The organism is Bradyrhizobium sp. SK17 (assembly GCF_002831585.1).
GTDB lineage: Bacteria > Pseudomonadota > Alphaproteobacteria > Rhizobiales > Xanthobacteraceae > Bradyrhizobium.
Genome location: NZ_CP025113.1, coordinates 747,983 through 761,450 on the forward strand (window position 1 = coordinate 747,983; position 13,468 = coordinate 761,450).

A 13,468-nucleotide genomic window follows, 5' to 3' on the forward strand; every position below is an offset into this window, starting at 1 on the left:
GACGATCCTTGTTCTCGTATCGATTTTTCTTGCTGTCTTGTACGTCTACGATAGCTGCCGCAGCTACGGCATCGCCTTGGCGGCTCCGGCAACCGACATCGTTGCCAGCCGGTGGCCAGACCCCGACGCGTTCCGCCCCACGGCGGCCGAGGCCTCCGCGCCTGCTGACGCGCCGACGCCGGCGGCGCGCGTTAGGGAAACGTTTGCGATGTTTGTCCCGGCGGACGGGCGACGCCACCCGACCCAGCGCAGCCTCTGACGGCGGCAAATCGTTTGCAGACGACGCGGCGATTCAGCCCAGCGATACGCCGGCCTTTGCGCGGCTCATGCCGAGCGTCACGATGCGATGCAGGAGACCCGGGTAGTCAAGCCCATCGTGCTGGGCCGCCGTCGCGAACTCCTGACTCTTGGCGATCTCGGGATTCGGATTGGCTTCGATGAAATACGGAGTACCATCGGCGGAGAGGCGGAAGTCGATCCGCGCATAGCCATCGAGCCCGAGCGTGCGGTAGATGCGTTTCGCCAGCCGCTGGATATGCGCGGACAGTTCCGGCGCTAGATCCCTGGCCGGCCCGTCGGCAATTCCTATGCGCTCCTGATAGTTCGGATCGTGCTTCGCCTTCTCGGTGGCGATACCGGGGCCGCCCATGCTGCCGAACTTCAACTCCCAGACCGGCAGCACGCGCAGCCTGTTGTTGCCGAGCACGCCGACATAGAGTTCGCGGCCCTCGATGAACTGCTCGGCGATCGCGGCCGTCCCGATCCGCTCGTGGATGAAGGCGACGCGCTCGGCGAGCTTCTCGTCGGTATCGACGATCGATGCCTGCGAAATGCCCAGCGATCCATCCGAGCTCAGGCTCTTGACGATCAGCGGCAGCGCAAGACGCGGCGGCCGCTTGACCTTGCGACGCATCGGAAACACCGCGAAGGCCGGCACCGGAATCCGGCGATGATGCGCCAGGGTCTTGGACAGGTCCTTGCCGCGCGCCAGGATCAGGCCACGCGGGTTGCATCCCGTGTAGGGGACCTTCATCAGTTCGAGGTAGCTCGCGATGTGCTGGTCGTACACCACCTCGTAGTGGAACTCCTCGAGCAGCGTGAACACCACATGCGGCTTGAAATCCTCGATAGCGTCGCGGACCGGCTTGATCTCCTCCTGCACGCCGAGCGGCCGCACCTCATGGCCGGCTGCACGCAAGGTGCTGACGACGTCGTATTCGGTCTTCCACGCGTTGATCTCGCGCGCGGAATATCCGTCGGTGGTCTCAGGCGGCACGAAGTCCGGGTGCATGAGCACGAGAATGCGAAGACGTTTCATAGCGCAATCCATTTGCGGCGGGAGGGGCCGAACAGCGCGTGCATGGTCTTGGCGGTGAGCAGGATGGTGAAGTTGGTCACGAGCTTCTGCTCGGGACCGACGGCGCGCAGGTTGAGCTCGCGGCAGCGCGAGATCATGTCGTCGAGCACGGCATCGAGCGTCAACTGGTTCTCGCCGGTCCAGCGCGCGACCAGCTGCCTGATCTGGGCGCGGTGCCGCCTGATGAAGACCGCGGCCGGCGGCTGCCGTCGATGCCGTGGATCGGCGGAGAACAGCTTCGAGAGATCGCGGTCATAGGTCTTCGGTGGATTGAAGGCATAGAACGCCTGCTTCTTCTTGTAGTGCTCGGCCAGCGTCTGCTTCAGCGAGTGCAACGGATCGACGCGCTCGCGCGTCGTGAGCAGCGGCCGCTTGCCGGCAATCTCGGCCATCAGCTCGTCGACATATTCGAGCTTCTTCAGCGCGGGCCAGCCGGCATAGCGCGTCCGCCAGTTCGAACGCGGCCGCAGCCACACCGCGAAGGTCTCGGCGAAATCCTCGTCCGGATGGCTCTGCGCATACCAGAGCCGCAGATGCTGGACATAGTTGCGGCTGGCCGGATTGGGCCGGTAGTAGCGCGGATAGTGCTTCGAAGACGGACCGAACAATTGTTGCCAGCGCCGGCGGCGGTGCAGCTGGTAGCCGTGCTGCACGACATGCCCCGCCTCATGGCGCAGAATGGCCATGCACTCCGACCAGGTGCCACCCTCGACGTCGAGCATCATCTTCTTCTCGAGTTTCATCAACCGCGGATGCGCGAGATAAAACGGAATCGCGATGCCGGGCGTGGTCGAGGGACTGAACCACTCGCTCGATATCCATGCGTGTGGCCGCAGCCGGATGCCTCGCTCTTCGAACTCCTCGTGGAGCGTGCCGAGGCAATCCTCCAGCCAGGTGCCCTCGACCGCAACCCTCAGACTGCTGAGGCGTAGCCCGAGCAACTGCTCATCGGACAGTTTCTCCCAGGCAAATTTCCGGCGCGGCATGGGCCTCCCACGTCAAACCTAATCGGAATCGGGATGGTGTCATAGGTTATGGCCGGCAACAACCGCCGGGCCCTCCCGGACGGGAGCCTGCCCCGTGGCAGCGACGGGCCCGAACCCGCGGCGAAGACCGGCCGCGGGCCGGCGTCACTCGGTCACTGCGGGCGCCTGCGCGCTTTCTGTTATGGTTCGGCCATTACCGGCGCTAAGCGATTTGAGGGGCAAGAATGGATTATCGGCGGCGACTGCTTTTTCACGGCATGGCCCTGTTCCTGATCGGGCTGTTGACCGGCCTGGTCGAGCAACATTTCACCAATGTGCGGATGGCGCTCGCGGCCCATCTCGAGGGCGTCATGAACGGTACGTTCCTGCTCGTGGTCGGTGCGATCTGGAGCGAGGTCCGGTTACCGTCTCGCAGCAGCGCCGTCGCCTACTGGACGCTGCTGTTCGGCACCTATGGCAACTGGGCGGTCACGACCCTCGCCGCCATTCTCGGAACCGGGGCGCTCTCGCCGATCACCGCACCCGGGCGTGCCGCCGCGCAGTGGCAGGAAACGCTGGTGACCGCCGGGTTCGTCGCAATCGGCCTTGCGATCATCGCAGCATCGCTCCTGCTGCTGTGGGGGTTGCGCGGCAAGGCTGCGCTGATCGCGCCTAAGGCCTGACCCAGATTCGTCGCGCTGTGTCCGGCCTATCGCTTCGCAGATGCGGCTACGCGATCGATGGATCCGTACGGCCGTCTTGATCCTGCGCGGCACGCGCGGCGACTGCGGCGCGGCGTTTGAGAAACTCACGCTCGCGCGTATTGCCGGCCAATGCGGCGGCGGCCTCGAACGCTGTGTGCGCCTCGGCGAAGCGGCCCAGCCTGTGCAGCAGATCGCCGCGCACGCTCGGCAGCAGGTGATAGGATTTCAGCGCCGGCTCATCCGCGAGACCGTCGACGATCGCAAGCGCCGCTCGCGGCCCCTCGGCCATGCCGATCGCGACCGCGCGGTTGAGCGCGATGACGGGCGAATCCAGCAGCGCGGCGAGGTCGCCGTAGAGTGTGGCGATGCGGCGCCAGTCGGTGGCGTCGGGCGCATCGGCCTCGGCATGGCAGGCGGCGATCGCGGCTTGCAGCGCATAGAAGCCGCCGGCACCGCCGAGCTCGCGGGCGCGGGCCAGCGCGAGTTGCCCGCGGCGGATTTGCAGGCGATCCCACAGCGCGCGATTCTGGTCCGTCAACAGGATCGGCTCGCCGGCCGCATCGGTGCGCGCCGCCATCCGCGAGGCGTTGAACTCCATCAGCGCCAGCAGGCCGTGCGCTTCCGGCTCCGACGGCGCGATCGAGGTCAGCACCCGGCCGATGCGCAGCGCCTCGTTGCAGAGCTGCGGCCGCAGCCATTCGTCGCCGCGCGCTGCGGTATAGCCCTCGTTGAAGATCAGATAGACGACCTCGAGCACCGAGGCGAGACGTTCGGACAGCTCCGCGCCACGCGGCGTCTCGTAGGCAAGACCGGAGTCCGACAAGGTGCGCTTGGCGCGCACGATGCGCTGGGCGATGGTCGTCTCCGCCTGGAGGAAGGCACGCGCGATCTCCTCGGTGGTGAGGCCGCAGATCATGCGCAGCGCCAGCGCGGCGCGCGCCTCGCGCGACAGCAGCGGATGGCAGGCGGTGAAGATCAGCCGCAGCAACTCGTCGCCGATGTCGTCGTCGAACCTCGAATCGAGATCGGGCATGGTGTCCTGCTCCCGCGCCAGATCGTGCGCCAGCATGCCGTGCTTCTGCGTGCGCATGCTGACGTGACGCAGATGATCGAGCGCCCGGCGCTTGGCAGTCGCCATCAGCCAGGCACCCGGCTTGTCCGGGATGCCATCGGCCGGCCAATGCTCGAGCGCGGCAATCAGCGTTTCCTGGGTCAGATCCTCGGCGAGCGGCACGTCGCGCAGCATCCGCGACAGGCTGGTGATCAGCCGCGGCTGCTCGACGCGCCAGACGCCGAGGATGGTGCGCTTGACGTCGTCGCGCGTCATGCCGGCCACCGGCGAGCGATCGTGGCGATCGTCAGCCCGCCATGAACGGACGAACCTCGCATGACAACTCCCAATCCGGCATGTGATCGAGATGAAGCTGCATGAACTCGACCGCGCGCGCCACCGCCTCCTCCTTGTCCTTCAGCTCGAACACCGCATAGCCGCCGACCACTTCCTTGGCCTCCATGAACGGGCCGTCGGTGACGGTGAGCTTGCGGTCCTTGATCTTCACCTCGGCGCCCGCCGTGCGCGGCAGCAGCGCGCCGGTATCGAGCATGCGGCCGGCCGCGATCTCGCGTTCGGCCAGCTTGCCGATCGCCTCCCGCAACGCGGGGTTCGGCAACATCGGTTTCTCGGCAACCAGGACGTACATGAAGCGCATGGTCTATCCTCCCCTCGCCTATTCCGGACATTGTCCGGCGAAGCCGGCGAAGGCGCGGACCTCGCAGGTGCCTTCCCAGCCTGGCATGTGGTCCTTGTGGAGCTGCATGAATTCGACGGCGAGTGCCACCGCCTCCTCCTTGCTGCGCAGCTCGAAGATCGCATAGCCGCCGATCACCTCCTTGGCCTCGACGAACGGACCGTCGACGACACTGAGATTGCCGTCGGCAATGCGCACCTGCGCGCCGGTCGCGAGCGGCATCAGGCCGCCGGTATCGACCATGCGGCCGGCCTTGATCTCGCGGTCAGCCAGTTTGTGCATGGCCTCCAGCAGCGCCGGGGTCGGCTGCGCGGGCGGCTGCGGAGAGGTCACGATCGACATGAAACGCATGAAAATGCTCCTGCTTTGAACGAGGCGCGGCGATCATCGCCGCCAAAACCGGCTCGGTACAGGAAACGACGATCCGGAAACGGCCGGATCGACAGCAGCTGGAGAAATATTTCGCGGGTGGATTCGGCCGGATCGCGGTCTCGGGAGCCTCAATTCGGCGTTATTGGCCGGCCGCCGACCACTGCCGGCGATCCATCCGTGCTATTCTCAATGACCAAGGTCTGGCGCCGGAGCATGCATCATGGACTTACTGAGCTTGGCCCTCCTCATCGGCTCGATCGCCTCGATCGTTCTGGCGGCCCGAATGGCCGGGCACCGCGGGCGCAGCCTCAAAGCTTGGGCATGGATCGCTGCTCTGATAGGGCCGCTGGCACTTCCGCTCTTGTTGCTGCTCCCGAACCTGCCTCGCAAGAACGGCGACCACGCCTAGCGGATCAGCCACCGAATGGAGGTATCCCTTACTGCTCCCGCAGCATGATCAGGGGGTCGGCGCTGTCGGGGACGCGGCGCCACTGGGCGTTGTCGTCGGCCTCGAACTGCCAGCTCTCGCCCTTGGCCGACATCAGGATCATCTGGCCATGGTCGAGCCGCCACAGCGTCGGGTTGAAGGCCGCGACCGCCGGATCGCATTTGCCTTTCATGAACACCTGGAAATTGTCGTTGCCGGCCTCGGTGTTGGTCAGCACCAGGGCGCAGATCGCCTGGCCGTTGCCGCGCACCAGCGACCAATCGCCGATCATCTGGTCCATCGACTTGGCGAGCGAGCGGGCCGCGGCGAGGTTTTGCAGGATGTAGACGCCTTCGTTGGTGCGCAGCCCCTCGAAGATGCCGGTCTCGACCTCGGTGAAATCGATCACCGCCTCGCCCGCCGCGTTGTGCAGCCGCACGATGTCGCCAAGGCCCTTGACGCTCCAGCCGGTGATGTCCTTGGTGAAGGGCAGCGCGGTGGCGCAGGCCGGCTCCAGCTCGAGCTTGAAGCCTTGCGGCACCGGATCGCCCTTCAGCGTCACCACGCATGTCTTGCTGCGTTCGGTGGTGGCGAGCTCCCACTGCCCGATCATGTCCTTCTTCAACGTCGTGACATCCTGCGCGGATGCCGGACCGCACGCGGCCAGCAGCGCAAGCAGCACGACGCTGAAGCGGGACAATCTCATCAGCGGCCCTTCACCGGGGTCTCGGCAACCGGTGTCAGCGGGGCCTTGCCGGCGAACCAGTTCGTGATGTTGTCGACCACGAGCTGGTCCATCGCGTTGCGCGTCACCACTGAGGCCGAACCGATATGCGGCAGCAGCACGACGTTCTGCATCGCCTTCAATTCGTCCGGCACGTTCGGCTCGGATGCGAACACGTCGAGGCCGGCGGCCAGGATGGTCCCGGATTTCAGCGCCGCGACCAGCGCCGGCTCGTCGACCACGGAGCCGCGCGCGACGTTGATCAGCACGCCGCGCGGGCCGAGCGCCTTCAGGACGTCGGCATTGATCATCTTCGCAGTCGAGGCGCCGCCCGGCACGATCACGATCAGGGTGTCGACCGCCTTCGCCATCTCGATCAGGTCGGGATAGTGCTTGTAGGAAACGTCCTTCGCCGGGTTGCGCGAGTGATAGGCGACCGGCACGCGCGAGGCCTCGAGCCGGCGCCCGATCGCCTGGCCGATCCGGCCCATGCCGACGATACCGATCTTGCGGTCACGCAGCGAGCCGACGCTGAGCGGATAATTCTGGGTCTGCCAGAGGCCGGAGCGCACATAGCGGTCGGCCTTGACGAATTCGCGCAGGGTCGCGATCAACAGCCCCATCGCGACGTCGGCGACCTCCTCGGTCAGCACGTCCGGCGTGTTGGTGACCACGATGTTGTGATCGCGTGCATAGGCGGAATCGACATGGTCGTAGCCGACGCCGAAGCTGCCGACGATTTCCAGCTTCGGAAACAGCGCCATCGCGGTCTTGTCGGTCGCCATCGAGTGATAGGTGACGGCGATGCCGCGGATCTTGGCCATCGTGTCAGGCGTCAGGCGCTCGAGATCGCCGCGGCTCTCGGCCTTGTGCAGCACATACTGGTCGGGAAAGCCGTTTTCGAGGATTGGCCGGATCGGTCCGTAAATCAGCAGATCGATCTTTTCGGAAGAAATCGGGGCCATCAACTGTCCTTTCCTAACGCGCTTTCATGCCAACGTCGCAACAAGAGGTACGAAACTAGCGCCAGCAACCCATAGATGACAATCCCGGCCAGCGATAGCAGCAGAAGGGCCGCGAACATGCGGGGAATATTCAGCCGGTAGCCCGATTCAGCGATCCGGAACGCGAGCCCGGAGCCGGCGCCGGCGCTGCCCGCCGCGATCTCCGCGACCACGGCACCGATCAGCGACAGCCCGCCGGCGATGCGCAGGCCGCCGAGGATGTAAGGCAGCGCCGCCGGCAGCTTCAGGAACAGCAATGTCTGCACCTTCGAGGCGCCATAAAGCTGAAACAATCCGGCAAGGTTGCGGTCGACCGAGTTGAGGCCGAGCGTGGTGTTCGACAGCACCGGGAAGAACGCCACGATCCAGGCGCAGACGATCACCGCGGTCTGCTGTTGCAGATAGATCAACAGCAGCGGCGCGATCGCGATGACCGGCGTGACCTGCAGCACCACGGCATAGGGGAACAGCGAGTATTCCAGCCATTTCGACTGGTTGAACAACAGCGCCAGCACGACGCCGCCGACCGCGGCGGCGACGAAACCCTCGAGCGTGGTCAACAGCGTGACGCCGAGCGATTGCGATAGCATGGGCCAATCCGCGACCAGCGTCTTCAGCACCAGCAGCGGGCTCGGCAGCACATAGGGCTGGATGCCGTTGATGCGGACGATCGCCTCCCAGAGCACGAGGCCAGCGGCGAACACCGCGACCGGCAGCACGAAGCGGACGAGGCTTTGCGGAGACTTCATGCGCCGGTCTGCCCCGCATAAGACGGCGCCAGCGCGCCCGAGACCTCGCGGCAGAATGCGGCATATTCGGCCGAGGTGCGGAATTCCTCGCCGCGCGGCTCCGGCGAGGTGATGCGAAACTCGGCGCCGATCCGGCCCGGCCGCGCCGTCATCACGATCACGCGCTGCGAGAGATAGACCGACTCGAACACCGAGTGCGTCACGAAGATGACGGTCTTGTGCAGATTGCGCCACAGCGCCAGCAGATCGTTGTTGAGGCGGAAGCGCGTGATCTCGTCGAGCGCCGCGAACGGCTCGTCCATCAGGAGGATATCGGGATCGGTGACCAGCGCGCGCGCCAGCGACACCCGCATCTTCATGCCGCCGGACAGTTCGCGCGGATAGGCGCTGGCAAAATCGGCGAGCCCGACCTGATCGAGCGCCGCATCGATGCGCGCATCGGCGTCGGCTGCCGGCGTGCGGGCAAGCTTGAGCGGCAGCCGCACATTGTCGCGCACCGTGGCCCACGGCATCAGGGTCGGCTCCTGGAACACGAAGCCGATCCGGTGGCTGCCGCGCCGCTCGACGTCGTGATGCGCGAGCTCGACCGTGCCCGTACTCGCCGCGGCGAGGCCCGCGATAATTCGCAGCGCGGTGGACTTGCCGCAGCCGGACGGCCCGAGCAGCGAGACGAACTCGCCGCTGCCGACGTCGAGGTCGAGCGGTCCCAGCGCCATCACGCCGCTGTCATAGGTCTTGGTAACGCCGCGCAACCGCACGGCGAAGCTGCTGGCATCGGTTTCCGGCACGATGCTCTCTACCATCGGCGGCTGGATATTGGTGGGCGCGGTCGAGCCGCAGAGTTCACCTCTCCCCGCCGGGGAGAGGTCGCGCCGCAGGCGCGGGTGAGGGCGGATACGTCCCGCGTGAGAGCGTCACCCCTCACCCGGATTGCATCTGGCGATGCAATCCGACCTCTCCCACAAGGGGAGAGGTGGAGCACCGTCGCTGCAACGTCCGGACTAAATCTCATCGCGCGTCCGCACCGTCAGTTCTTCGGCCTGAACTCGACGCCGACCGCCTTGTTGACGAAGCGCAGCGTGTAACCCTGGCGATAGTCGATATTGCTCTTGACCACGCCGGCACTCACCATCTTCTCGAAGAAATCGGCCATGCGCTCGTCGGTCATCGCGCCAATGCCGTTCTTGATGGCGTCACCGGAATCGACGATGCCATGCTCCTTCATCGCGGCGACCGAGTAGGCCAGCAGCTCGTCGGTCATGTCGGGGTTGAGCTTCTTGATCATGGCGTTGCCGGCCGAATTGTCGCCGTAGAGGTAGTGATACCAGCCGACGATCGAGGCATCGACGAAGCGCTGCACCAGGTCCGGCTTCTTGTCGACGAGATCGCGGCGGGTCTCGATCAGGGTCGAGTAGGCATTGAAGCCGTAATCGGCGATCAACAGCACGTTCGGCTTTAAGGCCGCCGCCTTCTCCACCGCGTAGGGCTCGGAAGAGACATAGCCCTCCATCGCGACGTCCTTGTTCACGATGAAGGGCTGCGCGTTGAAAGTATAGGGCTTCACCTTGCTCTCACTGAAGCCGTAGCGCGATTTCATCCACTGGAAGTAGGTGACGATGCCCTCCTTGGAGACCAGCAGCGTCAGCGGCTTGAGATCCTCGATCTTGCTCACCTTGGCCTCGGGATGGCTCAGGAAGACCTGCGGATCCTTCTGGAACATCGCCGCGACGGCGACCAGCGGCACGTTGTTGGTGACGGCGTCGAAGGTCTGCAACGAATTCGCGCTCATGAAGAAGTCGAGCTTGCCCGCGATCAGCAGCATGCGGTTGTTCTCGTTGGGACCGCCGGGCACGATGGTGACGTCGAGGCCATATTTCTTGTAGGTGCCGTCGGCGACCGCCTGGAAGAACCCGCCATGCTCGCCCTCGGCGACCCAATTGGTGCCGAACGAGACCTTGTCCAGGGTCTCTGCCCGGGCCGGTACGAAGCCCGCGGCGACGCCGAGGACCGCGGCCAGCAACCCCGTGGTTAACGCTCGCGGCAAAAAGGCCCGGATCATGGTTGGACTCCGTCTGACATTATGGCCCATGATGGAAGGCGGGAAGACGTGGACCGCGCCCGGAGACGCGAACGCCTCACTGATGCCAGATAAACTAGCCTGCAAATCCATCCAATGAAACGCTTGTATTGAAACGACGGCCTCGATGACTTCTCAGCTTCCGCCCCGTGACTGGACCGCCATCCACTGGCCCGATATCGCCGGGGGCGCAGCCGCGCGCTGGATCGCGGTGCTGCCGCTGGCGGCGACCGAGCAGCACGGGCCGCATCTGCCGCTCGGAACCGACGTCATGATCGGCGAGGCCTATCTGGCGCGGGTGCGCGAGCTGCTGCCGGCGGCCAGCCCGGCGACCTTCCTGCCGTTGCAGCCGGTCGGCATCTCAACCGAGCACCTCGATTTCGAGGGCACGCTGACCTTGCCGACCGAGGTGGCGCTGAGAAGCTGGATGGCGCTTGGCGAGAGCGTGGCGCGTGCCGGACTGAAGAAGCTCGTGATGGTCACCAGCCATGGCGGTAATTCCGCCGCGATGCAGCTCGTCGCGCAGGACCTGCGCGCGCAACACGGGATGCTGGTGGTAACCACGAGCTGGTCGCGCTTCGGCGCTCCGGACGGGCTGTTCGACGCCGACGAATTGCGCCACGGCATCCATGGCGGCGCGGTCGAGACCTCGATCATGCTGGCGAAATATCCGCACACCGTGCGCAAGGAGGCGATCGCGGACTTCAAGCCGGCGAGCGTGCAGCTGGAGCAGGATTATCGCTTGCTGTCGACGCAGCGGCCGGCGCCGTTCGCCTGGCAGGCGCAGGACCTCAATCCGAGCGGCGCGATCGGCGATGCGACCAAGGCCTCCGCCGAGAAAGGCGAGAAGCTGATCGAGCACGGCGCACGCGCGTTCTGCGAACTGCTCGCCGACGTCGACAGGTTCGATCCGGGCGTCTTGCGCGGCAAGTGACCGCGCCGCGGCCCGATCGCCACGACGAAACAATTCACGAAACCATATTTCGGCGACCGCGTTCGAACCGGAACCGAAAAGCCTCCGTCCAACGGGCATGCGGACCATAGCGGGCCCGCCGCTCAAACAGGATGGAGTATCCGATGTCGATCAAGACCAGGCTTGCCGCCCTCGCCCTCACCGCGCTTGCCGTGACCGGCAGCATCGCGGCCACCACGTCACAGGCCGAAGCCAGGCCGTATGGCTGGGGCTGGGGCGTTGGCGCGGGCCTCGTCGGGGCCGCCATTGTCGGCAGCGCGATCGCGGCCAATGACGGCTACTACTACGGCGGCTATCGCCGCTGCGTCTGGGTGCGCCAGTTCGACGCCTACGGCAATTACATCGGCCGCGTGCGCTCCTGCTACTGATCGGCCCGAACAGGCCTAAAGGCTGCGGATCCTGCGTTCGGCGCGGGTCCTCATCCACCCCGTGCCGCAACCGACCCGCCCGGCGATCTCCCGGACGGGTCAACCCTTGCAAAGCCCAACGATGCCGCTTGCGATCACAGATATTTCGCGATCAGCCTGAAGTCGCGCAGCACGCTGCGGCCCTTCGGGCCTGACGCCTTCAGCGTCTCCTCCAGGCTGTGGCCGATGTGATCGTGAATCAGCGCTTTCTTCGCACTTTCGATCGCGCTCTCCACGGCCTGCAATTGCTGGGCGATCTGCGCGCATGGCTTGCCCTGCTCAATCATCTCGACGATGGTCTCGAGATGGCCGTTGGCGCGCTTCAGGCGCCGGGCAATCGCAGCGTGCGGGTGGTCATCGGGCATACGGTTCTCCTATCCTCCCCGGAGGATAATCGTGATCCTCCCCGGAGGATAGCAGATTCGGCTTGACACGCGTTTGTGTCAGGCGTAGTGCCCGATTGTCGGAACATTCGTTCCGCACCGGGGTCCTGCTCCGGAGACCAACCCGACCACGAGCCAACACAGAAGGCACATGGGCAGTAGCAACTCAGGCGACAGTAGACCCACGACGGGACTGTTGACGCCGCAACACAGCAAGACTGATCGCGCAGAACTCGCCTGCGTGGATGGGTGGTCGCGCCTTAGCTGACCGCCGCTCCTCACCGGCCTGCCGCGCGACAGCGGAAGTGGAGGTGAGCGATGTTCGAAAAGCTCGCAAGATTCCGGCCGTTCGAGCCGCGGCGCATGGAGCCGCGACCGGCCACGCATTCCAATGACAACCTGCCGGGCTTTCGCCGTCCGGCGGAACGCCGGCGTCCAACCCCGGTCTGTCATTGGATCCTGATCGACGGCCACCTGGAATCCCGGTGGATCGTCGACCCCACCACCGAACCAACCAACGGTGAGCGATGCGCGGACCGGCCTTCCGGCCCGCGCATGACAATCGCGCGTGCCGCTGAACTCAAGATGGCTGCAAGCGCCTAGAGGACGGACATGGACGAAGGACCTAGACGTCCCGTTGCCCGCCGTTCCGGCGCCGCAACGGGACTCCCTCCGGGGAACGACATCACGTTTGAGAATGCCGCTGCTCACGGCAGCGGAGGTTGCGCGCGCGTGTAAAGCCGCTCCGCGTTCCTCGCGCCGTGCCTGACAGGCAGCGCGGAGACGATCGGAGCAGCTATGACGGAAACCGCCAGACAGACAGAGACCGAGATACACCGCCGGCAAAGACGCTTGCGCCGGCAAGCCGGTGCAAGTCCGGCGAACGACGGCCCCCACGCTAGGGCATCAGGGACGCAAGGCGAACTCGATCGGCTGCATGCGTCGCTCGCCGCGGTGACGCCGGACAATCACCCGCGCACCGCAAGGCTGCTCAACGCGAGCACCCGCAAGATCGCGCAGAAGGTGATCGAGGAGGCCGGCGAGGTCGCCCTCGAGACCGTCAAGCACAACACGCAGGCCATCGTCCGCGAAAGCGCCGACCTGCTCTACCACCTGGTCGCATTGTGGCATCGCGCCGAGATCGATCCCGGCTCGGTGTGGGCCGAGATGCGCCGCCGTGCCGACGAACTCGGGATCGCCGAGAAACCACCGAAATCCCGCGACCGGAATTCGAGTCCATCCACGCCAGAGTGGACGGGAGGCAACCATGACCAAGCCAAATGACATCGTCGAGCTGCCGGTTCGGCCGACGGCCGCGCGGACCGTCCGGCCCACCGGCTCCACCAACGATCCGCTCGTCCCCGTGATGCGCAGCGTCATCGGTCTCGTCAGCGAGAGCGCGGGCTTGGTGCGCCATGTCGCAGCCCTCGGCATCGTCCTGGTCTTCGACGCCGGCGCCGCGCCGAAGCGCCGGCCGGCCGCAAGACCTGCGCCCGCACCTGACGCGACCAACATCATCCGCTTTCCAACAGCCAAAACAACCAAACCACGCAAGTAAGAAGGAATGAGTCATGACCG

Annotated in this window: 18 protein-coding genes; 7 read left to right on the forward strand and 11 right to left on the reverse strand. The window is 65.5% G+C overall.

The features are described from left to right. Positions 1 to 292: 292 nt before the first annotated feature. Positions 293 to 1,318: an ATP-grasp domain-containing protein gene (locus tag CWS35_RS03495; RefSeq protein WP_024581609.1), complete on the reverse strand. Its 1,026-nt coding sequence runs from the start codon at positions 1,316 to 1,318 to the stop codon at positions 293 to 295. Continuing rightward, positions 1,315 to 2,343, reverse strand: coding sequence for a putative zinc-binding metallopeptidase (locus CWS35_RS03500; protein WP_100950790.1), 1,029 nt, complete (start codon positions 2,341 to 2,343; stop codon positions 1,315 to 1,317). The genes CWS35_RS03495 and CWS35_RS03500 overlap by 4 nt, the downstream gene beginning before the upstream one ends. A gap of 224 nt (positions 2,344 to 2,567) precedes the next feature. On the opposite strand from CWS35_RS03500, the gene CWS35_RS03505 reads away from it, so the two are divergent. Further along, positions 2,568 to 3,005, forward strand: a complete 438-nt coding sequence (locus CWS35_RS03505; protein WP_024581607.1) for a hypothetical protein — start codon at positions 2,568 to 2,570, stop codon at positions 3,003 to 3,005. Between the two features lie 46 nt (positions 3,006 to 3,051). Here the strand turns inward: CWS35_RS03505 and CWS35_RS03510 are convergent, their stop codons facing one another. From CWS35_RS03510 to CWS35_RS03520, 3 genes are read right to left on the reverse strand one after another with little or no spacing between them, the layout of a single operon-like run. Continuing rightward, entirely contained in the window at positions 3,052 to 4,353 is a 1,302-nt protein-coding gene (locus tag CWS35_RS03510; protein ID WP_100950792.1) for an RNA polymerase sigma factor, read from the reverse strand. Between the two features lie 31 nt (positions 4,354 to 4,384). Next, a complete protein-coding gene (locus CWS35_RS03515) occupies positions 4,385 to 4,735 on the reverse strand; it encodes a YciI family protein (protein WP_024581605.1) in 351 nt (116 codons plus the stop codon). A gap of 18 nt (positions 4,736 to 4,753) precedes the next feature. Beyond that, positions 4,754 to 5,125: a YciI family protein gene (locus CWS35_RS03520; RefSeq protein WP_024581604.1), complete on the reverse strand. Its 372-nt coding sequence runs from the start codon at positions 5,123 to 5,125 to the stop codon at positions 4,754 to 4,756. A 241-nt stretch (positions 5,126 to 5,366) separates the two neighbouring features. Here CWS35_RS03520 and CWS35_RS03525 point away from each other — a divergent pair, with 241 nt between their 5' ends. Then, positions 5,367 to 5,555 carry a hypothetical protein gene (locus CWS35_RS03525; RefSeq protein WP_024581603.1) on the forward strand — a complete coding sequence of 63 codons (189 nt, stop codon included), beginning with the start codon at positions 5,367 to 5,369 and terminating at the stop codon, positions 5,553 to 5,555. A gap of 28 nt (positions 5,556 to 5,583) precedes the next feature. On the opposite strand, the gene CWS35_RS03530 is transcribed toward CWS35_RS03525, so the two are convergent. From CWS35_RS03530 to CWS35_RS03550, 5 genes are all read right to left on the reverse strand, one after another. Then, positions 5,584 to 6,279, reverse strand: a complete 696-nt coding sequence (locus CWS35_RS03530) for an AprI/Inh family metalloprotease inhibitor (RefSeq protein ID WP_024581602.1) — start codon at positions 6,277 to 6,279, stop codon at positions 5,584 to 5,586. Beyond that, positions 6,279 to 7,262: a 2-hydroxyacid dehydrogenase gene (locus tag CWS35_RS03535; RefSeq protein WP_024581601.1), complete on the reverse strand. Its 984-nt coding sequence runs from the start codon at positions 7,260 to 7,262 to the stop codon at positions 6,279 to 6,281. The genes CWS35_RS03530 and CWS35_RS03535 overlap by 1 nt, the downstream gene beginning before the upstream one ends. Further along, on the reverse strand, positions 7,262 to 8,050 hold the full coding sequence (locus tag CWS35_RS03540) for an ABC transporter permease (protein ID WP_100950794.1): 789 nt from the start codon (positions 8,048 to 8,050) through the stop codon (positions 7,262 to 7,264). Before CWS35_RS03540 ends, CWS35_RS03535 begins: the two co-directional genes overlap by 1 nt. Next, a complete protein-coding gene (locus tag CWS35_RS03545) occupies positions 8,047 to 8,853 on the reverse strand; it encodes an ABC transporter ATP-binding protein (RefSeq protein ID WP_100950796.1) in 807 nt (268 codons plus the stop codon). Before CWS35_RS03545 ends, CWS35_RS03540 begins: the two co-directional genes overlap by 4 nt. A 224-nt stretch (positions 8,854 to 9,077) precedes the next feature. Beyond that, on the reverse strand, positions 9,078 to 10,109 hold the full coding sequence (locus tag CWS35_RS03550) for an ABC transporter substrate-binding protein (RefSeq protein WP_100950798.1): 1,032 nt from the start codon (positions 10,107 to 10,109) through the stop codon (positions 9,078 to 9,080). 145 nt (positions 10,110 to 10,254) lie between these two features. On the opposite strand from CWS35_RS03550, the gene CWS35_RS03555 reads away from it, so the two are divergent. Continuing rightward, positions 10,255 to 11,061 carry a creatininase family protein gene (locus tag CWS35_RS03555; protein WP_100950800.1) on the forward strand — a complete coding sequence of 269 codons (807 nt, stop codon included), beginning with the start codon at positions 10,255 to 10,257 and terminating at the stop codon, positions 11,059 to 11,061. A gap of 143 nt (positions 11,062 to 11,204) precedes the next feature. Next, complete coding sequence (locus CWS35_RS03560; RefSeq protein ID WP_100955988.1) at positions 11,205 to 11,468, forward strand: hypothetical protein; 264 nt, start codon at positions 11,205 to 11,207, stop codon at positions 11,466 to 11,468. 134 nt (positions 11,469 to 11,602) lie between these two features. On the opposite strand, the gene CWS35_RS03565 is transcribed toward CWS35_RS03560, so the two are convergent. Next, positions 11,603 to 11,872, reverse strand: coding sequence for a metal-sensing transcriptional repressor (locus tag CWS35_RS03565; RefSeq protein ID WP_100950802.1), 270 nt, complete (start codon positions 11,870 to 11,872; stop codon positions 11,603 to 11,605). Between the two features lie 336 nt (positions 11,873 to 12,208). Between CWS35_RS03565 and CWS35_RS03570 the strand changes: the two genes are divergently transcribed. The 3 genes from CWS35_RS03570 (at position 12,209) to CWS35_RS03580 (ending at position 13,448) form a co-directional block, all read left to right on the forward strand. Further along, entirely contained in the window at positions 12,209 to 12,493 is a 285-nt protein-coding gene (locus tag CWS35_RS03570; protein WP_100950804.1) for a hypothetical protein, read from the forward strand. Positions 12,494 to 12,742: 249 nt separating this feature from the next. Beyond that, a complete protein-coding gene (gene hisE, locus CWS35_RS03575; protein ID WP_157817066.1) occupies positions 12,743 to 13,174 on the forward strand; it encodes a phosphoribosyl-ATP diphosphatase in 432 nt (143 codons plus the stop codon). After that, the gene (locus tag CWS35_RS03580; RefSeq protein WP_024581592.1) at positions 13,158 to 13,448 is read left to right on the forward strand and encodes a hypothetical protein; all 291 of its coding nucleotides are present in this window, start codon (positions 13,158 to 13,160) and stop codon (positions 13,446 to 13,448) included. The genes hisE and CWS35_RS03580 overlap by 17 nt, the downstream gene beginning before the upstream one ends. Positions 13,449 to 13,468 lie beyond the last annotated feature (20 nt).